This is a genomic window from Escherichia sp. MOD1-EC6021 (assembly GCF_002965245.1).
GTDB classification, from domain to species: Bacteria; Pseudomonadota; Gammaproteobacteria; order Enterobacterales; family Enterobacteriaceae; genus Escherichia; species Escherichia coli_F.
Genome location: NZ_PTRU01000045.1, coordinates 1 through 25,258, shown reverse-complemented (window position 1 = coordinate 25,258; position 25,258 = coordinate 1). Strand labels below are relative to the sequence as shown.

The 25,258-nt window shown below is 41.9% G+C and carries 30 protein-coding genes and 4 pseudogenes; 22 read left to right on the top strand and 12 right to left on the bottom strand.

Annotated elements, in window-relative coordinates:
- A partial coding sequence (gene pilV, locus BEB54_RS26005; RefSeq protein WP_123059764.1) for a shufflon system plasmid conjugative transfer pilus tip adhesin PilV occupies window positions 1-359 on the top strand: 359 nt, incomplete at its 5' end.
- Here the strand turns inward: pilV and BEB54_RS29540 are convergent.
- Window positions 338-598: a pilus assembly protein gene (locus BEB54_RS29540; protein ID WP_236943383.1), complete on the bottom strand. Its 261-nt coding sequence runs from the start codon at window positions 596-598 to the stop codon at window positions 338-340. The two genes, pilV and BEB54_RS29540, sit on opposite strands and share 22 nt — an antisense overlap.
- 44 nt (window positions 599-642) lie before the next feature.
- On the opposite strand from BEB54_RS29540, the pseudogene BEB54_RS29850 reads away from it, so the two are divergent.
- From BEB54_RS29850 to BEB54_RS28880, 13 genes and pseudogenes are all read left to right on the top strand, one after another.
- Window positions 643-864: pseudogene (locus BEB54_RS29850) on the top strand (shufflon system plasmid conjugative transfer pilus tip adhesin PilV); the annotation flags it as partial.
- 937 nt (window positions 865-1,801) lie between these two features.
- Window positions 1,802-2,023 (top strand): annotated as a pseudogene (locus BEB54_RS29845) (shufflon system plasmid conjugative transfer pilus tip adhesin PilV); the annotation flags it as partial.
- Between the two features lie 412 nt (window positions 2,024-2,435).
- Window positions 2,436-3,560, top strand: coding sequence for a site-specific integrase (locus BEB54_RS25965; RefSeq protein WP_000486716.1), 1,125 nt, complete (start codon window positions 2,436-2,438; stop codon window positions 3,558-3,560).
- A gap of 11 nt (window positions 3,561-3,571) precedes the next feature.
- Window positions 3,572-4,225 (top strand): hypothetical protein, encoded by a 654-nt coding sequence (locus BEB54_RS25960; protein WP_000572554.1) that lies wholly within the window; start codon window positions 3,572-3,574, stop codon window positions 4,223-4,225.
- Between the two features lie 46 nt (window positions 4,226-4,271).
- A complete protein-coding gene (locus BEB54_RS25955; protein ID WP_000698397.1) occupies window positions 4,272-4,787 on the top strand; it encodes a thermonuclease family protein in 516 nt (171 codons plus the stop codon).
- 94 nt (window positions 4,788-4,881) lie between these two features.
- On the top strand, window positions 4,882-6,558 hold the full coding sequence (locus tag BEB54_RS25950; RefSeq protein ID WP_000289342.1) for a PcfJ domain-containing protein: 1,677 nt from the start codon (window positions 4,882-4,884) through the stop codon (window positions 6,556-6,558).
- 169 nt (window positions 6,559-6,727) lie between these two features.
- Window positions 6,728-7,303 (top strand): hypothetical protein, encoded by a 576-nt coding sequence (locus BEB54_RS25945; RefSeq protein WP_001485009.1) that lies wholly within the window; start codon window positions 6,728-6,730, stop codon window positions 7,301-7,303.
- Window positions 7,304-7,307: 4 nt separating this feature from the next.
- A complete protein-coding gene (locus BEB54_RS25940) occupies window positions 7,308-9,464 on the top strand; it encodes a type IA DNA topoisomerase (protein ID WP_000765168.1) in 2,157 nt (718 codons plus the stop codon).
- A 54-nt stretch (window positions 9,465-9,518) separates the two neighbouring features.
- A pseudogene (locus BEB54_RS30030) lies at window positions 9,519-9,602 on the top strand (H-NS family nucleoid-associated regulatory protein); the annotation flags it as partial.
- Between the two features lie 336 nt (window positions 9,603-9,938).
- A complete protein-coding gene (locus BEB54_RS28885) occupies window positions 9,939-10,277 on the top strand; it encodes a hypothetical protein (protein WP_021575835.1) in 339 nt (112 codons plus the stop codon).
- A 118-nt stretch (window positions 10,278-10,395) separates the two neighbouring features.
- A complete protein-coding gene (hha, locus tag BEB54_RS25925; RefSeq protein ID WP_000850853.1) occupies window positions 10,396-10,602 on the top strand; it encodes a hemolysin expression modulator Hha in 207 nt (68 codons plus the stop codon).
- 280 nt (window positions 10,603-10,882) lie between these two features.
- The gene (locus tag BEB54_RS25920) at window positions 10,883-11,122 is read left to right on the top strand and encodes a hypothetical protein (protein WP_000957667.1); all 240 of its coding nucleotides are present in this window, start codon (window positions 10,883-10,885) and stop codon (window positions 11,120-11,122) included.
- Window positions 11,123-11,173: 51 nt separating this feature from the next.
- A complete protein-coding gene (locus tag BEB54_RS28880; RefSeq protein ID WP_000666082.1) occupies window positions 11,174-11,614 on the top strand; it encodes a hypothetical protein in 441 nt (146 codons plus the stop codon).
- Between the two features lie 42 nt (window positions 11,615-11,656).
- On the opposite strand, the gene BEB54_RS25915 is transcribed toward BEB54_RS28880, so the two are convergent.
- Together BEB54_RS25915 and BEB54_RS25910 are read right to left on the bottom strand one after the other, a co-directional pair.
- Entirely contained in the window at window positions 11,657-15,880 is a 4,224-nt protein-coding gene (locus tag BEB54_RS25915) for an LPD7 domain-containing protein (RefSeq protein WP_050953169.1), read from the bottom strand.
- The gene (locus tag BEB54_RS25910) at window positions 15,877-16,218 is read right to left on the bottom strand and encodes a plasmid mobilization protein (protein ID WP_000730722.1); all 342 of its coding nucleotides are present in this window, start codon (window positions 16,216-16,218) and stop codon (window positions 15,877-15,879) included. The genes BEB54_RS25915 and BEB54_RS25910 overlap by 4 nt, the downstream gene beginning before the upstream one ends.
- A gap of 369 nt (window positions 16,219-16,587) precedes the next feature.
- Here BEB54_RS25910 and BEB54_RS25905 point away from each other — a divergent pair, with 369 nt between their 5' ends.
- From BEB54_RS25905 to BEB54_RS25875, 7 genes and pseudogenes are all read left to right on the top strand, one after another.
- Window positions 16,588-16,989 (top strand): hypothetical protein, encoded by a 402-nt coding sequence (locus BEB54_RS25905; RefSeq protein WP_000717859.1) that lies wholly within the window; start codon window positions 16,588-16,590, stop codon window positions 16,987-16,989.
- Window positions 16,990-17,006: 17 nt separating this feature from the next.
- Window positions 17,007-17,759 carry a nucleotide-binding protein gene (locus BEB54_RS25900; RefSeq protein WP_021580492.1) on the top strand — a complete coding sequence of 251 codons (753 nt, stop codon included), beginning with the start codon at window positions 17,007-17,009 and terminating at the stop codon, window positions 17,757-17,759.
- Window position 17,760: 1 nt separating this feature from the next.
- A complete protein-coding gene (locus BEB54_RS25895; protein WP_000108795.1) occupies window positions 17,761-18,468 on the top strand; it encodes a hypothetical protein in 708 nt (235 codons plus the stop codon).
- A 19-nt stretch (window positions 18,469-18,487) separates the two neighbouring features.
- Window positions 18,488-18,628: pseudogene (locus BEB54_RS29535) on the top strand (hypothetical protein); the annotation flags it as partial.
- 308 nt (window positions 18,629-18,936) lie between these two features.
- Window positions 18,937-19,428 (top strand): XF1762 family protein, encoded by a 492-nt coding sequence (locus tag BEB54_RS25885; protein ID WP_001167293.1) that lies wholly within the window; start codon window positions 18,937-18,939, stop codon window positions 19,426-19,428.
- A gap of 1 nt (window position 19,429) precedes the next feature.
- A complete protein-coding gene (locus BEB54_RS25880; RefSeq protein ID WP_105282315.1) occupies window positions 19,430-19,717 on the top strand; it encodes a hypothetical protein in 288 nt (95 codons plus the stop codon).
- A gap of 3 nt (window positions 19,718-19,720) precedes the next feature.
- Entirely contained in the window at window positions 19,721-20,041 is a 321-nt protein-coding gene (locus BEB54_RS25875; RefSeq protein ID WP_021580489.1) for a hypothetical protein, read from the top strand.
- A 130-nt stretch (window positions 20,042-20,171) separates the two neighbouring features.
- On the opposite strand, the gene BEB54_RS25870 is transcribed toward BEB54_RS25875, so the two are convergent.
- On the bottom strand, window positions 20,172-20,609 hold the full coding sequence (locus BEB54_RS25870) for a type II toxin-antitoxin system HicB family antitoxin (RefSeq protein ID WP_000466318.1): 438 nt from the start codon (window positions 20,607-20,609) through the stop codon (window positions 20,172-20,174).
- A 24-nt stretch (window positions 20,610-20,633) separates the two neighbouring features.
- Window positions 20,634-20,816, bottom strand: coding sequence for a type II toxin-antitoxin system HicA family toxin (locus BEB54_RS25865; protein ID WP_000833470.1), 183 nt, complete (start codon window positions 20,814-20,816; stop codon window positions 20,634-20,636).
- Window positions 20,817-21,112: 296 nt separating this feature from the next.
- Between BEB54_RS25865 and BEB54_RS29530 the strand changes: the two genes are divergently transcribed.
- Entirely contained in the window at window positions 21,113-21,556 is a 444-nt protein-coding gene (locus BEB54_RS29530; RefSeq protein WP_000192626.1) for a hypothetical protein, read from the top strand.
- A 386-nt stretch (window positions 21,557-21,942) separates the two neighbouring features.
- Here the strand turns inward: BEB54_RS29530 and BEB54_RS25855 are convergent, their stop codons facing one another.
- From BEB54_RS25855 to BEB54_RS25810, 7 genes are all read right to left on the bottom strand, one after another.
- A complete protein-coding gene (locus tag BEB54_RS25855) occupies window positions 21,943-22,221 on the bottom strand; it encodes a hypothetical protein (protein WP_000545938.1) in 279 nt (92 codons plus the stop codon).
- 549 nt (window positions 22,222-22,770) lie between these two features.
- Window positions 22,771-23,022 (bottom strand): helix-turn-helix domain-containing protein, encoded by a 252-nt coding sequence (locus BEB54_RS25840; RefSeq protein ID WP_001132407.1) that lies wholly within the window; start codon window positions 23,020-23,022, stop codon window positions 22,771-22,773.
- On the bottom strand, window positions 23,012-23,272 hold the full coding sequence (locus BEB54_RS25835) for a hypothetical protein (protein WP_000702247.1): 261 nt from the start codon (window positions 23,270-23,272) through the stop codon (window positions 23,012-23,014). Before BEB54_RS25835 ends, BEB54_RS25840 begins: the two co-directional genes overlap by 11 nt.
- Window positions 23,273-23,323: 51 nt before the next feature.
- Complete coding sequence (locus tag BEB54_RS25830) at window positions 23,324-23,548, bottom strand: hypothetical protein (protein WP_000814381.1); 225 nt, start codon at window positions 23,546-23,548, stop codon at window positions 23,324-23,326.
- Window positions 23,549-23,644: 96 nt separating this feature from the next.
- Window positions 23,645-23,854 carry a hypothetical protein gene (locus BEB54_RS25825; protein WP_000866036.1) on the bottom strand — a complete coding sequence of 70 codons (210 nt, stop codon included), beginning with the start codon at window positions 23,852-23,854 and terminating at the stop codon, window positions 23,645-23,647.
- A gap of 40 nt (window positions 23,855-23,894) precedes the next feature.
- Window positions 23,895-24,218 (bottom strand): hypothetical protein, encoded by a 324-nt coding sequence (locus BEB54_RS25820; protein WP_000427403.1) that lies wholly within the window; start codon window positions 24,216-24,218, stop codon window positions 23,895-23,897.
- Window positions 24,219-24,799: 581 nt separating this feature from the next.
- Complete coding sequence (locus BEB54_RS25810; RefSeq protein ID WP_000855121.1) at window positions 24,800-25,129, bottom strand: hypothetical protein; 330 nt, start codon at window positions 25,127-25,129, stop codon at window positions 24,800-24,802.
- Between the last annotated feature and the right edge of the window lie 129 nt (window positions 25,130-25,258).

Genomic DNA, 25,258 nt, shown 5'->3' with positions numbered 1-25,258 from the left:
CGGCTGGCGCTTCCTGCTCCCCTAACGGGCTTGTAGGCCGCGACAGTACAGGGGCGATACTTTCGTGCCAATCCGGTACGTGGAGAAGGGCATCAGGTAGCACTGTTCTGACAGGAAAAATAGCAAATGGACAACAGATCCCATTGCCATCTGGTTTTTCTGCCAGCCAGTGTACCTGGAGTGTCAGTAATGCAGAAAATCCGCACGGGTGGAAGCCGAATTATTTTGCGGGGTCAGTTGCAACCTATGATGCCAATCGAATTGTGAAATGCGGCTTCTATGACGAATACAACTTTTATGGCGGTACTCACCGAACTGACCTGTCGGGGAAATGTAGTTACATCGTGGTTTGCCAGTGATAAGTATCGTCACTGGCAAATGGCGTAAACTGTAATGGAACCATTTTGATCTTCGGTCGTGTCGCAACTGGCAGTCCATGCATTGTTGCCTGAAGGCATGGAACGCGTGAGCCATATAAATCCGGTATTTGATCTGCATTGACCGCCTCCACCAATGACTTTCTTGCCAGATGGACATGTTGCCGTTGCTCCTGGCCAACGCCACGCAGTAGCTGAAGCGGTAACAATTTGGCTATCACCTGCGCCAATTTTTTTCCACGTACCGGATTGGCACGGAGGCCAGTGCCAATCCGGTGTGTGGAGGGCATTAGGTGGAAAGCTCAAGGTTACTCAACTTTCCAGCACTGGTTACTTGGGGCAATTTGACTTTTGTGCCATTGCCAGAATGGGAAATGCTGAGGATTCTCATTACTGCCAGGTAGTCGAGAGTCCATCTGGTTCACGAAAATGGTACAAATACGAGCACAAGACAGGTTGTATTGCGTCCTGTGTAACTCTCAATTAAGTTTGGTATCCAAAAACTGAAAATACCCCTGAGCCACAAGAGTAGTTTTGGGCCGGATAAGAGGTGATCTGATAAGTTGCGCCAGCAGGGACAGCAAAAGAGATGAATGCTGTCTTCCCATAAGATGGGTTGTTGCTCGCATTTGTGCTAATCAATACCCCTGCAACGTATCCCTGCAATCTGGATGTGTTAGCGCAATCTCCCCCGGCGGAACCACCATTCCCTCCAGAGGCGTAAACAAACAGCGTACCACTTCCTGTATTGCGACCAGTAAATGATCCTCTGTGTGAGCCAAGATTACTGTAACTACCGTTAGAGGAACCGGAAGTTCTCCACACACCGGATTGGCACTGGCCTCCGTGCCAATCCGGTACGTGGAGAAGGGCATCAGGTAGCACTGTTCTGACAGGAAAAATAGCAAATGGACAACAGATCCCATTGCCATCTGGTTTTTCTGCCAGCCAGTGTACCTGGAGTGTCAGTAATGCAGAAAATCCGCACGGGTGGAAGCCGAATTATTTTGCGGGGTCAGTTGCAACCTATGATGCCAATCGAATTGTGAAATGCGGCTTCTATGACGAATACAACTTTTATGGCGGTACTCACCGAACTGACCTGTCGGGGAAATGTAGTTACATCGTGGTTTGCCAGTGATAAGTATCGTCACTGGCAAATGGCGTAAACTGTAATGGAACCATTTTGATCTTCGGTCGTGTCGCAACTGGCAGTCCATGCATTGTTGCCTGAAGGCATGGAACGCGTGAGCCATATAAATCCGGTATTTGATCTGCATTGACCGCCTCCACCAATGACTTTCTTGCCAGATGGACATGTTGCCGTTGCTCCTGGCCAACGCCACGCAGTAGCTGAAGCGGTAACAATTTGGCTATCACCTGCGCCAATTTTTTTCCACGTACCGGATTGGCACGGAGGCCAGTGCCAATCCGGTGTGTGGAGGGCATTAGGTGGAAAGCTCAAGGTTACTCAACTTTCCAGCACTGGTTACTTGGGGCAATTTGACTTTTGTGCCATTGCCAGAATGGGAAATGCTGAGGATTCTCATTACTGCCAGGTAGTCGAGAGTCCATCTGGTTCACGAAAATGGTACAAATACGAGCACAAGACAGGTTGTATTGCGTCCTGTGTAACTCTCAATTAAGTTTGGTATCCAAAAACTGAAAATACCCCTGAGCCACAAGAGTAGTTTTGGGCCGGATAAGAGGTGATCTGATAAGTTGCGCCAGCAGGGACAGCAAAAGAGATGAATGCTGTCTTCCCATAAGATGGGTTGTTGCTCGCATTTGTGCTAATCAATACCCCTGCAACGTATCCCTGCAATCTGGATGTGTTAGCGCAATCTCCCCCGGCGGAACCACCATTCCCTCCAGAGGCGTAAACAAACAGCGTACCACTTCCTGTATTGCGACCAGTAAATGATCCTCTGTGTGAGCCAAGATTACTGTAACTACCGTTAGAGGAACCGGAAGTTCTCCACACACCGGATTGGCACGGTGATATTGCATTTCGAAGCAAGAATCTCTACCTTCCCCCCTTTTTTGTCTGGAGGGGATATGTTTCAGAAAATCAAAATTCGCAAAATGACAATCAGCCGGGCGCTGGACAAATACCTGAAGACAGTATCCATCCACAAAAAAGGCCATCTACAGGAGTTTTATCGCGTAAATGTGATTAAACGTCACCCTATTGCTGAACGCTATATGGATGACATTACCACTGTTGATATTGCCAATTATCGGGATCAACGGTTGGCGCAAATTAACCCACGAACGGGGCGTCAAATAACCGGAAACACCGTCCGTCTTGAACTTGCCCTGTTGTCATCATTATTCAATATCGCCCGTGTGGAATGGGGAACATGCCGCATGAATCCTGTCGAACTGGTCAGAAAACCCAAAATCAGTAGCGGGCGCGATCGTCGCCTGACTTCAGGAGAAGAACGCCGACTTTCGCGGTATTTCAAAGAAAAAAATCAGGCTCTTTACGTCATTTTTCATCTGGCGCTGGAAACAGCAATGCGACAAGGTGAAATCTTGTCATTGCGTTGGGAACACGTCGATCTGCAACATGGGGTAGCTCATCTTCCAACAACCAAAAACGGTGCTCCACGCGATGTTCCGCTATCCAGGAAAGCCCGTAATTACCTGCAAATGCTGCCGACACAGCTTAACGGTAATATTTTTTCTTATACCTCTTCGGGATTCAAAAGTGCCTGGCGAACAGCACTTCAGGAACTGAAGATAGAAAACTTGCATTTTCATGACCTCCGTCATGAGGCTATCAGCCGATTTTTCGAACTTGGTACATTGAACGTCATTGAGGTTGCCGCTATTTCAGGCCATCGCTCCCTGAACATGTTGAAACGATACACACACCTTCGGGCTTATCAACTTGTCAGTAAACTCGATGCCCGACGCAAGCAAACCAGCAAAATCGCTCCCTATTTTGTTCCCTACCCGGCAACGGTCGAGAACAGAAACGGGCAAGTCGTTGTGACTCTGAGTGATTTCGACCTGGAAACAAGCGCAGCCACAAAAGAACAGGCCATATTTCATGCCAGCGTGTTGCTGCTACGAACACTGGCACAAGCCGCCCAGCGAGGAGAACGCGTCCCTACTCCTGGCGAACTTCCTACAAACATTGATGAACGGGTAATGATTTGTCCATTAACAAATTAGAGGATTCACTTATGATAGAACAACTACAGAGTGATTTTTTATTCTGGATATTTATTTACTTCCTGATAGTAGGTTTGCTTATCAGAAACATTCATCTTACCAGAAAAATTAAATCCATCGAAAAAAACAAAATGTTCCCAGCGGAGGAATATGCTGTCCTGGACATTGAACAGCATATGTCCAATAAATATATTGGGCGGCTAGTAACCCGTTTTATGAAGAGAACTAATGGTGCACCTTTGTTAATTGTGTTTCCAGAATACGATAAAGGAGACAACAATGAAGACAAAAATTCTCCACCATTCCAACTTGTAAAACTAACATCCAACATCAACAATATTAAAGAAATTTATTCCAATGATGACTTAAACTGTTTTCTGAATAATATTTCGGCACAAAAAAATTTATATACAACGCACTCTGGACCTAGCCAGGCATGGATTGAACATGCATATCCTTTGCAACAAGTAACTATTCTCTTACAAGGCACTCGTCATAGTGAAAGGGAAGATATAATCAGTCAACTTAAGATTATTCTTTCCAGACTAAAAAATGGAGAAAATACAGGTTTTGAGCATGACGATGATTTTGGATATTCATTTCAGTATGATGCCGCAGCAGTAGGAAAATCATCATTTTTCGATGAAGCGGCAGGAAGAAAATAAGAATAACGCTCTATCCATTGCACAGGCAAATTAACGTTAATCTTTTATGAAAATCTTATTAACAATATTTATTTATCTGCTTACCGCTTTTCAGTCTGCAAATGCAGGTGGAATACCTTATACATTTAACCAGAAAATTCTTCAGGGGAAAGTTATTCGCGTTCTCGATGGCGACACCATAGAAATTAAAACACTACCCGCAAAAATTGTTGTGTATGAAGTTCCGATCCGAGTCCGATTGATAAACATCGATGCCCCTGAAAAGAAACAACCTTTTGGACGCTGGTCAACTAGTCAGCTTAAAACTCTGGTTGCAGGTAAACAGGTGACAGTCTCTTATTCACATAAAGACCGCTACGGACGCATTATCGGTCATGTGTTCACGACGAACGGCACGGATGCCAGCCGCTTTATGGTTCAGTCTGGCGCTGCATGGGTATATGAACGTTACAACGCGGATGAGTCATTACCGGCTCTGCAACGGGAAGCGCAGAAACAAAAACGCGGTTTGTGGGCTGATACAAATCCGGTTCCACCGTGGGAATGGCGTATCAGAAATTAAGGGGGCAAGAAAATGCATTCTTCTTTTGGTTTGCCATGATTCTGTCTTTTTATCTTTGTGCAATATTAAAGGCTTCTTTTTAACAGGGGGCGGCATGTATGTAATTAATCAACAGACAAGGGACAATAATATTCTTACGTTGCATGATGTTTTTAAAATCTATCAAAATACAGGGGGGCTTCGTCTTGTAAAAACAGAGGAGAATGAAAAGTATATCTCCATTATCATTTGTGGCGTTTTTCGTATTAGAAAAAACAAAAAGAATAACAAAATCACTTTGTGGGGATACAAGCTAAGAGATAAGCACACTGGGGTATGGACCAGAAGAAATTCATTTCCTGGTAAGATTTTTTTATTCTGGTCTAAAAAATCTGCATACGACATGGACGACTGGTTAAAATATGCGATTAGCTACATCATCAAATCATTGATTGAGGCTGGATATTCAATTGAAGACAAACTCTATTTGTTCCGCGTTGGAGATGAAGAGGAACACAGTGAGAGTCGTTATGTTTCCACACTATATCCACTCAGTGTATATAACTCGTATTCTTATGGAAGATATGGCATTATTCATTGCCTTGGTAAAACAGCATCATTCAACTACCCCGATAACGTACAATATATCAGCAGACATGATTTACTCGAAGAGATAAAAAACAAAATTTATCACAGAGCATTAAAAATTATAGGGGTGGATAATGAGCTTAATGCTTCAAAAGCATTGAGCAAAGCCATATGGATAATGGTAGATAAAAAGATATTTGCACAATATTCCAGAGCTTCACATTGTTCGATAGCTTACAATTCAATTCGTCAGGCATTATTTGAGGACTATCTGGATTTTTCAAAGCGAATCCATATTCTGGATGATATAGATTTTTGCGGATTGTGGCCTATGGTTGGTCTTCTAAGACAACAACATAAAAAGGGTCAGTTTATGCTATCAGGAAAGACAAAAGAGTTATATGAAAGACTTTGTTTTCCCTATGAGCTTAGTTATGGTGAGTTCAGAAGTTTACGACATGTTAGTTTATCATTAGTATATGCTTTAATTTATAACCATGATAATGCATCATTCAGATTAACAGTCAGATTATTACGCCATCCACTTATCAAGAACTATCCTGTAAGAGCAATTTACTGGATTATCGATTATATTAGCATTCGAGCTTACCCAGAAAAAGAAAATGATATTTATCGTATATGCTCAAAATGGCTTGAATATCATCGTGATTTATTTAAAAACATTGGCTTTTATGATCGTAATACTGAATCCAGGCAAACATCACGCTGGGAAATGGAAACGAATCAGTTGTGTCATGCAATTGACTGGTTGTTAGCAGAAGAACGGTTAATTCATAAAAACCAGGAGTGGCCTTCTTTCTGGAGACTATCTGATGAATGGACGCGGCAAGTGAAGAATAACGTTATTCCCGCAACCCAAAAATGGAAAGGAACCGGGATAAACTGGCAGAAAATTGATAACTGTGTAAATGAATTAATTACATTTGATGCTCTGTGTCAGGAAGGTCAAGAGATGGAACATTGCGTTGCCAGTTATGCAGACTGGTGTGCATCTGGAGAATATATTGCAATTTCAGTCCTGATGGATAATGAAAGAGCTACTCTTGGACTTTCACGAAAAGAACATGATTTAACCTATCAGTTTGACCAGATGAGAGGTATTCGTAATCAGGCTGTTTCCAGAAACATGCTAATTAAAGGCAGGCATATTTTAAAAATAATCAACTCATCACTAAAAGGATAATGAGTCATCGAATCTCATTACAGCGCCGATGATTGGGCGTTTATCCTTTCTGAATATAAAAACTGGCTGAAAGATAAGGAAAGAAAGTTTTCTTACCTGTTTGTCTTACGCAATGGTGAACTGTTTCACCATGAGGTCAACAAATCAGAGCTTCTTTGAGAGGTTTTACATGCAATATGCATTGTTTGATGGATTTGAACGAAAGTTTTTGCTGGATGCTCTTGAATTCGGTGTTCTGAAGGACTGGAAAGAAAATCCGGTAAAAGAACTTCCTGATATTGATGAATCTGCTCACCCCTTCCATGTCTGTTATGGTGGATATTTATTAAATCCTGGTGTTTCAGATTCAGATATTAGCAGAAAAATAAAAGACCAGACAGGATTCTGGCTGGCAGCTATTGATGATACCCGCATGGATTGTCATTCAATAGCTTATTATGATATTCACACACTCCCTCTGATTTCGTGTGGTCATCAAAAGATAGTTCCTTTCGCCGCGTTAATAAAAGCTGATGAATGCATCATTTCAAAAATTTCTTCGTATTCTGGTTTTGCTGTAACAGCCTTTTTGAGAATTAAAGACTGGGATATTGCAACTAATATACTTAACCGTGAGGGAATTTTTGCCTTTAATGGCTGTGAGCACAGATTCAGACAACCTGTAAGTGAAGATAACTGGCAACAGGCAGTATCAGAAGAACGCGCTATCCGTTGTGCCAAAAGATTAATTCAATGTAAAGGATAACAAAATGAAACTTTTTATCGCAGAAAAACCCGCAGTAGCGAATGATATTGTTAAGGCGCTTGGTGGCAATTTTACCCGTCATGATGGCTGGTTTGAAAGTGATAATACTATTGTGACTAACTGTTTTGGTCATATTATCGAATCACAGCCCCCCGAAAACTATAATCCTGAATACAAAGAGTGGAAGATTGAAACACTCCCTTTGCGTCTTTATCCCGTAAAATACCAGCCAGTAGAAAGCGCCGCAAAACAAGTTAAAACGATTATTGAGCTTATCAGGCGTGCCGATGTGACCGAAATTATTCATGCTGGCGATCCAGATGACGAAGGACAGCTACTTGTCGATGAGGTCCTGGAATATGCAGGCAACACAAAACCCGTTAAGCGCGTTCTGATCAACGACAACACCCTTCCGGCAGTGAAAAAGGCACTGGCAAATCCCAAAAATAACCGTGACTTCAGAGGACTCTATCTCAAGGCTCTGGCGCGTTCTGTAGCCGACGCGATATACGGTTTATCCATGACGCGTGCTTACACAATCCCGGCAAAAACTAAAGGCTATAAAGGTGTTTTGTCTGTCGGACGGGTCCAGACACCCGTGCTTGGCCTGATTGTAAATCGCACCCGTGCCAATAAAAATCATAAATCCAGCTTCTACTACACCATGACCGGACATTTTCAACGCGGCGCTGATGTTATCAGGGCGAACTGGAAACCTGGTGAGTTCGCACCGCTGACAGACCGCAAATTGCTTGATAAAACCTGGGCGAATGGAACAGCAACATCACTTGCAGGAAAACCAGCCACAGTTGAAGCGGCAGCAACAGATGATAAAAAAACGGCTGCACCGTTGCCCTTTAACCTGGTACGACTTCAGCAGTACATGAACAAAAAATTCAAAATGACTGCTCAAAAAACGCTGGATATCACACAGCAGCTACGCGAAAAATACAAAGCAATTACTTACAACCGTTCAGATTGTTCATATCTTTCAGACGAACAATTCAGTGAAGCACCACAAATAATCGATGCCCTGAAGTCGGTGTTTGATCAGCCAATGGATATTGATACGACACGTAAAAGCAAGGCATTTAACAGCGCAAAAGTAACAGCGCATACAGCCATCATCCCAACCGTTAGCGTACCGGACGTAAACGCACTGAGCACCGACGAACGCAACGTTTACCTGGCAATTGCACAACACTATCTTGTCCAGTTCATGCCTGAAAAGGCATATCAGGAAGTATCCGTCGCCATTCAGTGTGGTGATGAGTCGTTTTATGCCCGTGCCAGGAAAACTACAGACAGCGGATTTGAAGCGTTTCTTGGTGTGGAAAATGCCGGGGACGATGAAGCAGAAGTCGAAAATGATGATTCCGCTTTTGATCTTCTCTGTAAAATTCGCACAGGAGAAACAGTGACGACAAAAGAAGTGGTTGTGAATGAGAAGAAAACAACGCCACCGCCATTATTCACCGAAGCCACTTTACTTGCCGCGCTTGTTCGTGTCGCAGATTTTGTCACTGATCCAGTGATTAAAAAGTTACTGAAGGATAAAGATCGGGATAAAAAAGACGAACATGGCGGTATTGGTACGCCAGCTACGCGGGCTTCCATATTGGAAACACTGAAAAAACGGAACTATATCACCCTGGAAAAAGGAAAACTTATTCCGACAGATACCGGGTATGCGCTTATTGATGCTCTGCCGGATATAGCTGTTAATCCAGATATGACGGCATTATGGGCGGAAAAACAGACACTCATTGAAAACGGAGAAATGACCATCGAACAGTTCGTTGACGAACTGTACAATGATCTGATACCGATGATCAGTAATGCGAACAGTGCTGAAATAAAAGTTTCCCCCAGCGCGCCGTCTGGTCAGTCACAACGCCTGTCCTCTCCTTGCCCTTCCTGTGGTAAACAGATTGTTATCAGGCCAAAAAGCTATTCCTGTACAGGATGTGAATTTAAAATCTGGAATGAGTTTTCTGGCAAGAAAATCACCCAGGCACAGGCCGAAAAACTTATTAAATCAGGAAAAACCGATTTGATTAAGGGATTTAAAAAGAAAAGCGGTGGAACGTATGATGCGGTTCTTGTCCTTGAGGATAAGAAAACAGGGAAGCTGGGTTTTCCGGCAAGGGCTAAGAAGTGAAAGCAAAGCAGAAATGGCTTTTCAGGTCAGGAATTGCTTCAGTTAATAGCCAAGTCTGGTCGTGGGCGAGCGCCAAAACCGATTGCTGAAGCACTGGCAGGAGGTCGTTCCCTTGATGAGTTTCTCATCGAGAAATGATTCTACAGCCCTCCTTTTCTCTGGAGGGCGTTATCCTTTGAAATATCCGTTTATTTTGATGATAATTCTCATGTTTCGTTTCTCGGCGTGGAGAGTACAGATTTTATGGTGAATGGTTTGTTGCTTTTCGCTGTTAGTGTATTAGTTTTTTTAGTGATAATCCTGATGTTACATTTGAGAACAGCCAGTCTTCTTTCTGAATGCTCTGAATATCGCACGAAATGTGATAATCTCTATCATCTATGCCAGATGCAAGAGAAAGAGTTAGAACATCTACGTGCACTCATTGATGCGCATAACATAGATTATTAGACGTTGCTTTAGGGGGATGGATAAATGAAATTTATTATTTTAAAAAAGGATAAAGATAGCACAATTGCCAGAAACGACTCTGTTTTCCCTGTTAACAATTTCTTTGTCGTTTTAACTACCGTGTCTTCCGTGGCTAACTCTTTCGGAATAGTGTCTTCCCTGGCTAAATCTATCGGAATATCTTTTCCCACGGGCAATGTTATTGAGACGTGTTTTTTCGGTATGTTTTCACTATTACTGGCTGCTTTCAGTTTTGTAAGTACAATGGGGCTGGCGAACGCAGTCCCCCCCATTAAAAATGTGTTTCCGCTTTTGTTTTTCGTTCTTGTCTTAATTACTAATTATAATATTTACTTCCGATAAGAACGGGGGCGCGGCAGCGGCTTTTCTTCTGCCCGTTCTCCCGTCAATAAACCCAGCAGTAGAAATCAAACATCGTTGTAGCTATTATAGGGCAAGGATGTTCTTCAGGAATTGTACAATGAAAACAAAACAAGACTGGCTCTTTCAGTTAAGACGTTGCTCAACACTCGACACACTTGAAAAGATTATTGAAAAAAACCAAAACTGCCTCCCCCCTTCTGAGCTTGAGTCGTTTAATGCCGCCGCCGATCACAGGCTTGCGGAACTCACAATGAATAAACTCTACGATAAAGTCCCTCCATCCGTCTGGAAATATGTATATTAGTTTTCATCTATTAATATTAGATTTTTGATCGACACAAACATTAGCAATCCCTATACACCTTTCATAGAATGAATTGAACCCTGTATATAGCCTGTCTGAAATGGATATCTGGCAGGCTATCTTAATAGTGTTATAGGTGATGTGAATGTTTTTCCACATGATCACTCTTTTTCTGTTCTTATCACTATTGATACTCCTGATAAGGATATTCTCCGCCAGACTAATAATTCCGGCTGTGGGCGTGTTTCTGCCAGTATCATCACTCTGGATGGGATTTCATATGCTCACACAAAATGAATCCTGTCTGGATAACATCGCCTGTGTTGCTCCCCCATTTGGTCAGTTCAGTACCCTTATAGGATGGTTTTTGATTGCGGAATCAATATTAACCGCATGTGCTGGCGTATATTTTCTCCGTAAAAATAAAAAACGCTGGTCACGTCATGATACAGTCATGTTTCTTTTTGCAAGTGGCCTGGCAATTTTCAGTACGTGGATGCTGGAACACCAATGGGTTTGAACTTCCCTTGACAGTTTTGTTGGTTCTTATACTTATAGACTGGATTAAATCATGAAAGAATACGAAAAAGCGGCTTTAATATATTCCTTAAAGGAAAGCAATACATTAGTTCTTCGGATTATACTAATCTCTATTTTAGTTGTCGGGGTGATTTCAGGCGCGTTATACTTATATAACTTAGCGATCTCGTTGTTTGATTCAAACCCGACGTCTGTGCAATTCACCTTTTGCGGAGTAGGCTGTTTTATTGCTCTATTACTTCAATGGATATCTAATGTTGATGCAAATTACAGAGAAAGAATTGGGGATCAACCAGGTACAATAAAAAACATTGTACAATATTTATTTGCAGCCATTATTACCATTAGTTTCATTGCAATGGCATTAACAGCCATATTAGTCTTAAAAGACTCGTCCAACATATGGCTCAACATTACTTTTATTGCATTATTACTGTCCATTTTTGTAGCTATTATTTCTGTTTGGGGTTGACTTTTTTTCTTAAAAAGCCCGAAAACCGGGCTTTTTTCTTAATTAGTGCATGTCCTGTGAATCGTCACGCTGCTGCTGCGATTCCTGATGATCTTCTCTGGCCTGGACAAATTGTTTTCCAAGAGCATCTTCTGCCATTTCACGAGTGAATCCGTGATTAAGCAAATCGGATTCGGCCTTCTCCCTTTCGAACTTCAGTCCTTCCCCTCTGAACTTGTCCTCAAAGCGATCAATTGCCTCAAGAATCTTGCCGTCTTCCGGCGTGCAATCCCGTCCCTGTGCTTTCTCAATTTCATGACGCTCCACGCGTTCAGCATTTTTCATTACAGCGTCAATCCCCTGAGAAATATGTTCAGACTCGACGCGATAAATGACAGTATCGCGCTTATTGAGATCATGTAGCTCGCATTCAACCCGGCCCCACTCAATAGCATCCTTGAGAGAGCTGAAATCTTTTATTTCAGCATTCAGACCTTCATGTGTTGAGAAATAGACATAATCCTTCTGTTGTTCCAGTTTATTCACATTTTCAATAGCCCTTGTACTGAAATGGATACCTGTAATTACCGGAACACGAGCCGATGTTTGGTCCCCCGTTAAAACTTCAGAAGGTGTTTTTCCAGTGATCGCGGCAAATTGCTGCTCCGTAACATCCACTCTGGCAACTGCATCACCACGCTCTAAGCCATGCTTACCAGCGACCGCAAGGTGATAAAGACCACCTTCCCCCCGGGTAATTTCCGCCTCCACAACGATATCCCCATTGCAGGAACTGAACTGAGAACGGTCTTTAACCAGGAAGTTTTCAAGCCCGGAGATCATATGCTCGTTAGCTGAAATACTGGCGAGTATCTCTTCTGGTGATTCTCTGGACGAATCCCCCGCCTGTTCCATCACTGCCATATTAGCGTCATTAACAGCGTCCTTAATTCCTTTAAAGGCGATTTCTTCTCTTGTTACAGGTGTGATTAAGATATCATCCTGGTTAAGCCCGTGCTCCTGAAGCATCTTATTTTTATATTCAGATGCGTCGTGCAATGAATCAAAAGTCTTAATATCTTCACTAAACTCATCCTTCGAGAAAGAAACCGCATACACTGGAGTACGGTATTCTTCATATGAATTGGCAATTACTTCAAATGGCTTATCAAGCGTTACTATCCCCCCCTCTGGATAAGAGGATAATTCATCGGTTGAGACAGTTTTAGACATAAGCACAATAGTTTCAAAACCATCACCATTTAAATAATTGCTTTCATATTTTTCTATTGCAGAAGATTTGTTTCCCTCATAAAAGTCAATGGCAGCATCTTTAGAATGAAATACAACACCCTCATTCTCATCATGGAGGTGACTAAAGTTTACACAGTAAATTTCCTGTTTATTATGCTCCTGCGCGGTAGCCTGATCGTGTTGAGAAGTAAGCTGCTCCTGAATCAAAGCCTGTGTTCTGTCAATTCCTAATTCATTAACAATATTGCAAAATTCTTTTGCATCGTTTTCATTATCAAAACTGGCAACACTAAAGATATCATCGCTGTCTCCAGGTACATGCCCCAGCACTTCCCAAATCTCATTTTCATCGCTATCCAGAGATTTCAAATAGCCAAATTCACCATTTGTGCCTTTACTAAGCATCTGTGAATCCAGGGTATTTGCCCTGGTAATAACACCAGGATCATATGAAGATGTGGCCTGCTCTGCGACCTGTGCTTGCTCTGTGGCCTGCGCCTGCTCTGTAGCCTGAGCCTGTTCTGTAGCCTGAGCCTGTTCTGTAGCCTGAGCCTGTTCTGTGGCCTGTGCCTGTTCTGTAGCCTGCGCCTGTTCGGTGGCCTGTTCCTTCAATGCATCACCTTTCTCTATTCTGGATTCGGACTCCTGGCTATTTTCCTGTGTTTCCACCTGCTCAAACTTATTACCCTGAAGTTCTGCTTTTAATTCCAGCATCATCTGTTGATACTGCTCCGGGCGTAAAATAATCTTCATGTCCTGCTCTGCGGCAACTTCAGCGCACATTTTTTTGAAATCTTCAGAGCCGGTAAGTTTGAGTACACCACCAAACTTTTCCCTGGAATACTCAAGCATTATTCCGATCTCTTCTTTTGAGGGATTTTTACCCGCAACGACAAAGTTCCCTTTGTCGGTAAAGACAGGCTTTTCCGATTCCTGATCGCGATAAACAATCCTGGAATCCTGCTTATCCATCACAAGATCTTTTAGTTTGGTGTTAACCTTTTTCGCCTCTTCTAAGCGGCGCTGGGAATCCACCGCTTTCTGAAGCGAAAGTTCGGGTTCGTCAGCAGAAATGGCGTTGATTTCATCGAAGTTGAGATAGCTTTTGAGACGTTCAAGGGCTTTCATTTCATCTTTATCCTTATGCCAGTCAGCATGATATTGACGAATAATGTGTCGCCCCTCTGTGTCGAGTTCAGAAAGACGCTCAAGTGTGGTTAGTTTTTTGTAAACAATCACACCCACGGCAATATCACGCTGTTCACGTGGTATTAACTTCAACTCGCGTCTCATCTCTCGCAGATCATTATACAGCTTGCCACGCTCAAACCTGATAGTATTTCGTAATGTTTTTTCCGATAAATTCAGTGAGTTAAGACGCTCACGGGCTTCATGATACGTAAGGCGTCTGTAGGTTGGATAGCGCGTATATGGCGTGTTTTCTAACTGCTGTGAATAAACTTCAAGCAGAAAGGATTTCGCATCTTTCCAGGCAAGATTAATATGCTTTGTCAGAAAATCAGATGCGTTCATATTACGATTCCCCACAGAAAACCGGGGGGAACCGTCCTTTGCTGTTCTGATTTTATGCTGCGCTGGAATAATATTAAAACGCTCGGCGGCAGAAGACAGAAACCTGACAGGATCAATATTTCTGCGAATTTCTGCCATCGTTGCAATTTCGTTTTTCTCTGCCGCCTCATTCAGAGTCTGAAACATCGTTTCACACAAAAAAGAAGAGCGTTCAAGACTTTTTATTCCTGACTCTGTGAATTGTCTATCATAATCCCGTCGCACATCCTGACCAGGATGTTCTCTTTGCGATAATTGCTCTGCCAGATCACGCTGCGAAATATCTGACAATACACTGACAGAGTCGGGTCTTGTGAATCCATTGATTCCGTAAACCATACCGCGTTGGGGCATACGTGACAATCCGACTGTTGCTTCAGATTGACGGATTCTGGCAAACTTTTTAGGACACGACTTGTAACCTCCCGCTCGTCCTGACGTTTGCTGAGAATTTCTTTCGTTAAGTTTTTCTCTTGAGTCATATTCTTTTATCCTCTCTTGCAGGAAATCAATTTGTTGTGAAGGGCTTAATGTCTTGTAAAGTTCCCTTGTTTTCTCCGCCTGGTTAAAAATATGCTTAATCTCATAGCTTGTTTTATTTAACCAGGTATTAAGTCTCTTTTCTATCTCTTTGTGTGTTGGTTTCTCAAGTGTTAATGTCCTTGTCTCAATGTAATTCTGACGAAAAAGAGGACTTTTTAAGTTTGTGTATTTTTTATCTCCCGGCAATTTTACAGCCAGATACTCATTGGTTTTACCAGCATTTCTTATACGAAGTTCACCATACTCTGCAACAATATCTTTGAATACAGAGTAATTTTCAATTTTCTCGTTCTCTATACGCGAAAGCAACTCACCTTTCAATTCAGAGTGATGCTCTTTGTAAAGATCTCCCTTAACTCTACTTATAATTTTTCCGTAATCCGCATCTTTACGCGGATAGTCTTTAGGGCTATCAAGATTATATTTATTATTAATAAATTCCTGTATAGCATCAAGCTGTTCAATTGTATGCCCTTTGGTAACATCTCCCACTGGATTTAGGAACTTTTCAGTAATCAAATTTACTTTAGGAATTACAATATGAATATGTGGTTTTCTTTCAACAAGTTCTCCGGTGCTATTATCCTGGATATGACGAATTTTAGGCAAATGAGCTTCCGCATAGAAAGAGTATTCATCAGGATGATAAGCATTCATCAATAACTTTTTATAATCATCAACAATAGCCTTTAACACTTCATTCGACACATGACTTTCATGAAAAGACAGAGTAATGTGCAAATAACGTTCCTGACTTTTGTTTTCAATAGAATCAATAATCTTATCTGTAGTCTGTAAATCACCATCAAGAACGACACGATGATCAAGTTCATCACGCGTGTACTGGCGTTCTGCTTTGCGACCATTTATCAGATAATCAACGATACCATCATTACCACCACCGTATCTGACAATCATTTAGCTATCTCCTGAAGGCGATCACGAATACCGATTAGTCCATTTAAAACCTTTTTATAAAGCGATTCTGATATAATACCTTTTAAATGATCTGAATTTAATCGGTGCGCTATTTGATTTATGTTGTTTCCTGCCCAACTCAACTGAGAAAGACAACGTTTGTATTCTGGGATGTTACGTTTATCAGATGCATATGTGTTTATTTTACCAATAGTAAGCAGCCTGAAAAATTCTGACTTACTAATATTAAGCTCTTTTATAGCCCTATCGAACGGAGCATATTCTTCTTCGGTAAGTCTGAATGTTACATGAACGTTTTTGTTGGTTTTTTTCTTCATATGTCCTCAAGGTTCGTAGAACCGCATAAGAACGGCTGCGTCGTTCGGGGTTTCAAAGGGGCATCCCCCTTTGGCACACGATTGTAACATGACCGGAACGGTCTTGTGTACAATCGGTATCGTGCCTGTGTTTTAGAAGAACAAAAAATACCGTGCATACAGCCCACACAATGACTCACATAATCACCCACAACTCAAAACACACAACCCACACAATCACCTACACTTTAACCCACAAAAAAGACCACAACCCCATTGACAACCCACAAAACAACCCACATAATCACCCACACAAACGGCGAGCAAATTGCTTTAAATAAGGTATTATGCCAATGTAGGAGGTAGCGAGAGAGAGAGGAAATGTAACAAATGAAAAAGATCGAGAGTTTATTATCTCCAATATGCGAGGCTATAAACGAAACAAAATCGAAATCAAAACAAGCTGTCTTCAATATGTATTTGCAAAATATACTTGAAGCAAAGAAATATTATACATGGGAGCAAATAGCTGATTACATAAACAACAACACCAAGACAGAACTAGCCCAAAAGACTTATATAAACATGACAGAGAGGGCTAAAAAAAGACAAAAATGCTCTGAACCAAAAGAACAGGCAAAAACCATAGATGTAATTGATCAGAATGAAGCTAAAGACGATGAACCGAGAGGGGGGGTAAAAGGTTTTTTTTCAAACATTAGTGAGAGCAAAAAAGAAATAGAGCACGATCCAAGTGCTACGAATGAAAAATTCATAAACAAATATCTTTAAGTAAAGGAGCATTATAAATGAAAAACTCAATCAATTTCATCCTTCAGGGTAAAGGTGGTGTTGGAAAATCATTTGCGACCGCAATACTGGCACAATACTTTATTGATGAAAATCACATGGATAATATCGTAGTCGGTGACACAGACCCGGTTAATACAACTACGGTAAAAGTAAAAAGATTAAATGCAGATTTGATACAAATCACTGAAAACAGCAAAGTAATACAATCCAAATTCGATCCAATGTTCGAATCAATGCTGACCAATAGTCAGAATACCTTTGTTATTGACAATGGCGCATCTACATTTTTACCGTTAATTCAGTATTTCAATGATAACTGTGTTATGGACATGTTTGAAGATGTAGAACAAGACGTTTATATCCATACTGTTATCGTTGGTGGACAAGCTCTTGCGGATACCTTGCAGGGATTTGAAGAACTGAAAGAACTGGTTAAAGGAAGTAAGGTAAAACTTATTGTCTGGATAAATGAATTTCAGGGTATTCCAGCACTTGAAAATATCCCATTAATAGAAACTAAATTCATTGAAAAAAACAAGGATGTAATCGCTGGCGTTGTGGTTATTCAGGACAGAAAAAGTGATGCCTTTGCCTCTGACATCAAAGAACTAACAGAAAAATCACTAACACTGAAAGAAGCTATTGAATCCGACCATTTTGGATTAATGGCTAAGTCAAGATTAAAACGAGTCTTCAATGACATTTACAAACAATTAGATAGCATCTATGACGATGAACACGGTGAATAATATGAGTACAGTTAATCAGCCAGAATTAAAACAGCCTGAAAAGGCTGTTTCCAGTGAAGATATTGATAATTTTATTGTTGATGTATTCAAGGAGACAGGGCATAAAATATCAAAAGATGATCCGGTTATTTCATTAATTTTTCTGAACCAAAAGATACAGGAAAAATTCAGCAATGAGTTACAAGCTAACTTCACAGCCCTGTCTGAGGGCTTCAGACAGGTTGTTTCATCTGTAGAAAATGACTATATTCAAAGATTCAAGAATATCGTTGAGACGTGCGGCGATCTGGATAATGAAATAAAAGAAAAAGTAGAAGAGGGAAAAAACGATCTAAAAGAAACAAGTGTTGAGGTAAAAGAAAAATTAACAGATGATATTATTGAACTCATATCTGGAATTAAACGCAACCAGGAAAAAAACAACAAATTATATGAAGAAAAGTTGAAGTCATTATCTAAGGCTGTAAAGCCCTTCAGTACAAGAACAGCCATTGCAATTTGTGCCTTGTGCACATTATGCCTGTCTGCGGCATTTTCTGGCGCAACCTGGTATGTTGCACAACATGAAAAAGAGGCAAGCCTGCGCTTCTATGCAAGAGCTTTTCTTGATATGAAAAAAATAACTGAAGAGAGCATGAGGAAATTACCAAAATCAGACCAGCAAAATATAAAACTCAAACTAGAAGAAATTGATTCAAGAAAGCCATAAATATGAAAAGGAGTCCCTAATGACCACTTTTACCGACGAGGACAAAGAACTAATTAAAGAAATCAGAGAGCGAATTGGCAGCCTGGACGTGCGAGACAATATTGAGCGCCGGGCTTATGAAATTGCTCTGGCATCGCTGGAAGCCGGGGTTGTTGCATGGAGGTATCGTTACGTGAAAAAAGACGTTACGGACTCTCAGGGTAAAACGTGGGTTGGTGACTGGAAATACGTACCGACAAAAGAAGACTGCAACGACAGGCCGAACTATGAAATTCAGGAACTCTACAACTTACCACCTGCAATAGCAGCACCAACAGTACCAAGAGGACTAGTAAACGCAGTGCGTTTCTATGAACTGGTAAAGAGTGAGAATCCGCCAGCCGAAACCGGAGCATGGAAAGACGCTGTTGACTGGGTGCTCAAAGAGGCTTGCCAGGCTGTAAACATTGGCATCAAAGGAGAGTGAGAATGCAAATTTCACCGGTTACTCTTCGTGTTGCGAAGGCGTTTATATCCAGACATCACCGACACAATAAACCACCTGTTGGGCATAAATTCAGCATTGGTCTGAGAAATGATGCCGGAGAATTGATAGGTGTGGCGACAGCTGGTAGACCTGTTGCACGACATTTGGACGATGGATTAACACTTGAAGTAAATCGCACATGTACCACAGGAGAACGCAACGCTAACAGCGCGCTTTATGGTGCTGTCTGGCGGGCAGCAAAAGCTATGGGTTATCAACGTTGTATTACGTACACCCAGGCAGATGAATCAGGAGCATCTCTTCGCGCAGCTGGTTTTGTTCGTGTGAAAGAGCTTCCTCCAAGAAAAAGCTGGGCGGAATCAAGCGTCGCCCTGCGGAGTAAACGCGATCCGGTCGGAAACGGTGGTGTTCCTCGTGTGCTTTGGGAAATCAGGAGAATGAGTACCACTGGCATTCGCATCAAAGGAGAGTGATATGGCAACTTTGCAGGAATTAATCGACCTGACGCCAGAACAGGAAAAAGCGTGGAATCGCCTTGTGAAGGCTGTAAAGGATTTCAGGGCAGCCGGAGGAAAGTTTTATAGCGTCCTGGACACGCTGAGCGCATACAACGGCGAGCACGTTGCCAGCATTGATAACGATAAGGGCTACCACACTGCAAGCGTCTATATACCTAGCATTGATGCGCCAGGGCTAACCAGTTGGGCTGATGATTGGCACGGCATCACGCTGAAAGATGGCGTTGAAGTGGATGAGGACTAACACATGACAACGTTCACCGACAAAGAACTGATTAAAGAAATCAAAGAGCGTATAGGCAGCCTGGACGTCCGAGACAATATTGAGCGTCGGGCTTATGAAATCGCACTGGCATCGCTGGAAGCAGAAGCGCCAAATTTGCCTGGTGGTTTCACAATTGAAGAAGCAAAAGAATTACACGAAAATCTGGTAAAAAGTCACGTAAGCAAGGCTTTAAGTGGCGAAAAAATGAAAAAAGAAAATCGTGATGCCAATTTGCGCTGGATTCATGGCGTAATAGTTCAGGCTGCGTGGTTTGTGAAAGCATCACTAGGGCAGAACGCATAGTGCGTACCTGCTTTTCTCCTGGCAACGGTGGATCTTCCGCTTCCTCGTCGCTCGCTCGCTATGCTCGGTCGCTGGACTGCGGCGAGCGGTTAGCTATCAAAAAAAATCCCCGCACAACGCGGGGATAGTTTTATTTATATGCAAGTTCATGACGTGCCGCCTGAGCCAGAAAATGGCTACGATCTTTGTATACGCCACCACTTTCTCTCACATATCCATCAATACGACGAATCAATACATCAGGCAATGAAATATTAATACGTTGTTGTTTGCCCTCAATTTCTGACAAATCAACATCAATTACAAACCAGCTATCACAGTGGTTATAATTTGGGTTGGCGGAATAAGTCAAACACCCTTCATCATGAATATCATCAACAGAATGAGCACCGCTTATTACCATCTCTTCCACGATTGCCAATATCGCTTCACGCGCCATTGCGGGTATTTCTGCCTGAGAATCAGCAGCAGAAACACATCCAAAATCAAAGCAATCAAAAACCGGAACGGTGATACCGTATGCTGTATGATCATCTTTCGGTGTTTCGACACCAACAGAAAAGAACATGGCTACCTCCAAAGTCGGCGGGGATTAAATCCCCGCCATTTTTTTGATCGATCTGACAGTACCTAGCGGCAAGTCCTTTTTAGGATGAGGAACAGGAAAAGTTTTTCCTGTTATTGGCGACCACCATATCTGGTGACTGCTTGCCTTATGCCGTTTCAACTCGCAACCAGCAGCTATCAGTTCTTTCAACAGGTCAGCAGATTTCATATGTCCTCCCTAACCTGAGGATAATTATACACACGCATACACACAAAGGCAAATTATTTCATTCGTATGACTTATGAACCACACTGTAAAGACAGCTCAATCTTTACAGTGTAAGTCACTTATCCAGTTTTATCGCTGTGTATGTGATACATAGAAAATAATATAGTATTTTACTATATGATATCTGATTGACACTTTTAACTGCACATCTCATCATTTACATTGTAAAGACAAACATAGATTTACAATGTAAAGCTATGTAATTAAACACTCCGTGTCCCAAATAAGGAAAGAAAATGACTCAACTAATCCCAGAAAAGATACTGGAAATCATAGATGATCATGATCGTGCAGAAAAAAAGCAACGCAACAAAATCGGTTTCATTTATTTATGTCTCTGTTTAGCAATAATTGGTGTGGCCGCGTATACCTTTATATCAACGTTTAGCATTAATGTGGTAACAATCATCATAATGCTTTTCGGTGTGTTTATGATTGTGATTTTTAAGAGCTATTTAGACTCATGGAGTGGGATAATTCTTAGCAGTGACCACATATTGTCCATACTCGATAAAACCAAAGATTACCCAGAAATTAAACGTATAGTTATTAATCGTCTGCTCTCCGGCTCAATACTCACGGGTAAAGATGAAGAGTACATATACAGCCAACTGGAAAAGGCCCAACAAAGCAACGAACGTGAAAAGAGATTGCAAGCAATTAAAGAGTATACATCGTAATACAACGCATTACGTCGAAATACCCTGGATCATCGAAGCCACATACCCCTAAGCGCAGCGCAACCGCCGGAAAACGCACCACACTGTAAAGACAATAAAATCTTTACAACGTAAAGCTAACTATGTAATACAACGCGCTACACAATAAGAAAGGGAGAGCATGACACTCTCCCCATATATGACTCAAACTAAAGCATTATCCCGGTTATGCGCCCACCAAATGATTTCGCTAATAATCCATGCTTCTATCGCGGGTGTTTTTACAGGTTCCCCATTTACAATGCGGTTTGCAAGCTCTATCATTTCACATACTGACATTTGAGAATCTCCAAAGATGATCTGTCATTTGGTAACAGGCTGCCCCACAGCCTGTTACCAACCCCAAATTAATATTTGCTGATTACTTTACCCTCCTTAATCATTTTTATTAGTTCCTGTTCAGAATATTCTTTTCCGTGTTCCAATGTGGAATATATATTGCCAATAGTCCATACCCCACACTTTTTAATTTCTGCATTTAGCCAGGATTCATGCAGAATAAACAACGGTTCGCAATCATTTCCTTTTTCATAAACATAAATAGATTCGGTATCATTTCCAGAATCAGAAGTACCAACGACTTTTTCTATATCGAAATGTTTTTTTAGAAAAGTTGTGAAATGCATTTTCATGCTCCTGCCGCTGAGCGGCTTTGGTGGTTGGGGACCATCCCCTCCCAATGTGTTTATAATAGGTCAGAACTGACCTATTATCAAGTATTTTTCCCTCCATTCTTCAAAAAAAACACCATCAAATACATATAGTTACATTCATGTGATGCCCGACAGGGCATGGAAGGGGCGAAAGAAAATACCAGGGAGCAGCGGGGCCACATCGCCCCGAAGCGCGGCGCAGCCGCTGACGAACATACCAGGATGCACAGGGCCATCCCTTCGCCCTGCAAAGCCAGGACAGACCAACAGGCCATGATAATGCTGATTTGCGCCGCAGAATGCCGCAGTTAGCGCGAGCGCCAGCGAGTTTACGCCGTCCTGGTGCATTGCAGCAGGGCGGGGCGCTGTACTGCGCGTGTGAGCGTCAGCGAGCTACGGGCGCAATTGCTCATTGTTCAATGCAACTGGGGCTATTAAGTCCAGCCATAAATTCAGTTATGGTTTTTGTAGCTTATTCCGTGATTTCGTCATACGTTAATTCTATTTTCATCTTAATATTCCTTAATTACTTCCAGAATCAGAATTCTTTTTATTCCTTTTACAAAGTACATAATCAGGGTGTTCTCCAGCTAAAAGCAGAAGAAATTTAAACTCTACTGGTGTAAGTGCTGTACCGCTTGCAGTTCCGACAGGTTCTTCTTTGCGACGCCAGGTACGCGGACTCATGCTAAATATTTCGGCACATTCTTTCTGTGTCAGGCCAATTTTTTGCCGCAGACGTTTAATGTTTTCTGGTGTGTTTTCATTTGGCATTTTTTCCCTCACTCATTTCCTGAATCATCATAGAAACAATTTCTTTATCATTCTCTCTTAATCCGTCGCTGGCAAAGTCGATAGTGTCGAATGCCTTCTCATGAAAAACAAGATCGGCAACAGTTTTCACCGTTGCTTTCGTTTTTCCTAAAGTCGCAGACTTAGAAAAAGTTTTTACTCGCTTCACCAGATGAAACGTATCACCTTCTTTATTCAGATAATATTGTCTGTCACCTTTTCTTATCTTCATATTGAGATAGTCTCCCCTTTTAACAGTAAAGGGGCATATAGCCCCTTTCTTTTAACTTTTTCCGGTAATCAAATCGACATCTTCCTGATAAAGCTCCCCAAGAACCGGAACAACGCCTTTTTTATAATCACGGATATTATGGCAGTCTGTAAAAATGACGACATAAGCCTCGCCTGTTTTTTCATGTTTAAGGCAAATTGTGCAAAGCGTCACGCGCACAACAGAAAACACATGACCAGTTGTAGAGACGATAGCAGGAAAAGTAGATTGTTTCATGTTTAACTCCTGCCGCTGAGCGGCTTTGGCGATTGGGGACCATCCCCTCTCAATGCATTAATAATAGGTCACAAATGACCTATTATCAAGTATTTTCTAGACGAGCTTTATTGAAAAATCATTTTCAATAAATTCATCTAACATCTTTAATATACCAGCTTTATTTACGAAATCATCCTCCATAATTTCGATACTTGCTGATATTTCACATGTAAACTCAATGCTCCTGTCAAATCCCGCAATCCCAGCTAATGCAGACAGCATATGATAATTATCAATATTTATATTACCAATAAGAACTTTCATTTATCCTCCTGATATGGGGGGAATCCCCCCATATTAAAAATTACAATCTGGTTGCAAGTCCGGTTTGTTCATTAAATAAACATTCAAGCTGATCACAATAAATATTATCAAATTTTGATATTTCTTTTACTGTAGCTCCACGGACACGGGAAAATGTCACCAGGTATGTATCAGAGAAGGTTAATTTGATTTTAACCAAATTAATTCCCTTCATTGCAAAATTTGAAGGTAAACGAAAGCAAAGACCAGACTCACCATTTTCATCAAAACAGGCAAAGTTCTTTGCGCCTGTCATAGCAATAAAGCGGTTTCCACCAAGCTGATTAAGAATTTCAGTAGCAACAAATTTGGCGTGGTTTTCCATTTTTAAGCTCCTGCCGCTGAGCGGCTTTGGTGATTGGGGACCATCCCCTCTCGATGTGTTTATAATAGGTCAGAACTGACCTATTATCAAGTATTTTTTCCTCCTTTCTTTAAAATAAATATCGTTAAATACAAATATTTACATTCATGCAATGCCCGGCAGGGCATAGAAGGGGCGAAAGAAAATACCAGGGAGCAGCGGGGCCACATCGCCCCGAAGCGCGGCGCAGCCGCTGACGAACATACCAGGATGCACAGGGCCATCCCTTCGCCCTGCAAAGCCAGGACAGACCAACAGGCCATGATAATGCTGATTTGCGCCGCAGAATGCCGCAGTTAGCGCGAGCGCCAGCGAGTTTACGCCGTCCTGGTGCATTGCAGCAGGGCGGGGCGCTGTACTGCGCGTGTGAGCGTCAGCGAGCTACGGGCGCAACATTACATTGCTGCATTCGCCTGGCATTCTCCACGCCTTGAAGGACGGAGTTTTACTGCGCACCAGATAAAAAAAGGGGCGATTAAGCCCCTGTATTCACTATTAACAATTTAACATGGTTGCAGGGGATACCCCCTGCAACTATTTTCTTAGTAGTATGATGTGAACTCGTGTTTTTCTTCCGGTGATCCTTTATATGCTGTTTCGAATGACTCAATTTCAATTGCTGGCGTACTGTAATAATCACGCACTCGCCGTTTTAATGGCTCACCACAGAAATCATTGAGTAATGGGGTCTTATATCCGCTCATTGAATGAGTCCGATGAACTGAAGCGCGAATCTCCTGGACAGTTACGGTTTTTTTGCCATGAACAGAAATAACCTGATAGAAATTAACGTTCGTTTGCTCATATCCCCAGGAAGATACAAACACATCGCCAACAGAAACAGTGCCGTTATTAAAAGTTAATGTTTTCATTTTTATCTCCTGCCGCTGAGCGGCTTTGGTGGTTGGGGACCATCCCCTCCCGATGTGTTTATAATAGGTCAGAACTGACCTATTATCAAGTATTTTTCCCTCCATTCTTCAAAAAAAACACCATCAAAT

Bases quoted from the DNA above. Each gene is read 5' to 3' on its own strand.
- BEB54_RS25965 (WP_000486716.1), top strand. From the start codon at position 2,436: ATGTTTCAGAAAATCAAAATTCGCAAAATGACAATCAGCCGGGCGCTG.
- BEB54_RS25960 (WP_000572554.1), top strand. From the start codon at position 3,572: ATGATAGAACAACTACAGAGTGATTTTTTATTCTGGATATTTATTTAC.
- BEB54_RS25955 (WP_000698397.1), top strand. From the start codon at position 4,272: ATGAAAATCTTATTAACAATATTTATTTATCTGCTTACCGCTTTTCAG.
- BEB54_RS25950 (WP_000289342.1), top strand. From the start codon at position 4,882: ATGTATGTAATTAATCAACAGACAAGGGACAATAATATTCTTACGTTG.
- BEB54_RS25945 (WP_001485009.1), top strand. From the start codon at position 6,728: ATGCAATATGCATTGTTTGATGGATTTGAACGAAAGTTTTTGCTGGAT.
- BEB54_RS25940 (WP_000765168.1), top strand. From the start codon at position 7,308: ATGAAACTTTTTATCGCAGAAAAACCCGCAGTAGCGAATGATATTGTT.
- BEB54_RS28885 (WP_021575835.1), top strand. From the start codon at position 9,939: ATGAAATTTATTATTTTAAAAAAGGATAAAGATAGCACAATTGCCAGA.
- hha (WP_000850853.1), top strand. From the start codon at position 10,396: ATGAAAACAAAACAAGACTGGCTCTTTCAGTTAAGACGTTGCTCAACA.
- BEB54_RS25920 (WP_000957667.1), top strand. From the start codon at position 10,883: ATGCTCACACAAAATGAATCCTGTCTGGATAACATCGCCTGTGTTGCT.
- BEB54_RS28880 (WP_000666082.1), top strand. From the start codon at position 11,174: ATGAAAGAATACGAAAAAGCGGCTTTAATATATTCCTTAAAGGAAAGC.
- BEB54_RS25915 (WP_050953169.1), bottom strand. From the start codon at position 15,880: ATGATTGTCAGATACGGTGGTGGTAATGATGGTATCGTTGATTATCTG.
- BEB54_RS25910 (WP_000730722.1), bottom strand. From the start codon at position 16,218: ATGAAGAAAAAAACCAACAAAAACGTTCATGTAACATTCAGACTTACC.
- BEB54_RS25905 (WP_000717859.1), top strand. From the start codon at position 16,588: ATGAAAAAGATCGAGAGTTTATTATCTCCAATATGCGAGGCTATAAAC.
- BEB54_RS25900 (WP_021580492.1), top strand. From the start codon at position 17,007: ATGAAAAACTCAATCAATTTCATCCTTCAGGGTAAAGGTGGTGTTGGA.
- BEB54_RS25895 (WP_000108795.1), top strand. From the start codon at position 17,761: ATGAGTACAGTTAATCAGCCAGAATTAAAACAGCCTGAAAAGGCTGTT.
- BEB54_RS25885 (WP_001167293.1), top strand. From the start codon at position 18,937: ATGCAAATTTCACCGGTTACTCTTCGTGTTGCGAAGGCGTTTATATCC.
- BEB54_RS25880 (WP_105282315.1), top strand. From the start codon at position 19,430: ATGGCAACTTTGCAGGAATTAATCGACCTGACGCCAGAACAGGAAAAA.
- BEB54_RS25875 (WP_021580489.1), top strand. From the start codon at position 19,721: ATGACAACGTTCACCGACAAAGAACTGATTAAAGAAATCAAAGAGCGT.
- BEB54_RS25870 (WP_000466318.1), bottom strand. From the start codon at position 20,609: ATGTTCTTTTCTGTTGGTGTCGAAACACCGAAAGATGATCATACAGCA.
- BEB54_RS25865 (WP_000833470.1), bottom strand. From the start codon at position 20,816: ATGAAATCTGCTGACCTGTTGAAAGAACTGATAGCTGCTGGTTGCGAG.
- BEB54_RS29530 (WP_000192626.1), top strand. From the start codon at position 21,113: ATGACTCAACTAATCCCAGAAAAGATACTGGAAATCATAGATGATCAT.
- BEB54_RS25855 (WP_000545938.1), bottom strand. From the start codon at position 22,221: ATGCATTTCACAACTTTTCTAAAAAAACATTTCGATATAGAAAAAGTC.
- BEB54_RS25840 (WP_001132407.1), bottom strand. From the start codon at position 23,022: ATGCCAAATGAAAACACACCAGAAAACATTAAACGTCTGCGGCAAAAA.
- BEB54_RS25835 (WP_000702247.1), bottom strand. From the start codon at position 23,272: ATGAAGATAAGAAAAGGTGACAGACAATATTATCTGAATAAAGAAGGT.
- BEB54_RS25830 (WP_000814381.1), bottom strand. From the start codon at position 23,548: ATGAAACAATCTACTTTTCCTGCTATCGTCTCTACAACTGGTCATGTG.
- BEB54_RS25825 (WP_000866036.1), bottom strand. From the start codon at position 23,854: ATGAAAGTTCTTATTGGTAATATAAATATTGATAATTATCATATGCTG.
- BEB54_RS25820 (WP_000427403.1), bottom strand. From the start codon at position 24,218: ATGGAAAACCACGCCAAATTTGTTGCTACTGAAATTCTTAATCAGCTT.
- BEB54_RS25810 (WP_000855121.1), bottom strand. From the start codon at position 25,129: ATGAAAACATTAACTTTTAATAACGGCACTGTTTCTGTTGGCGATGTG.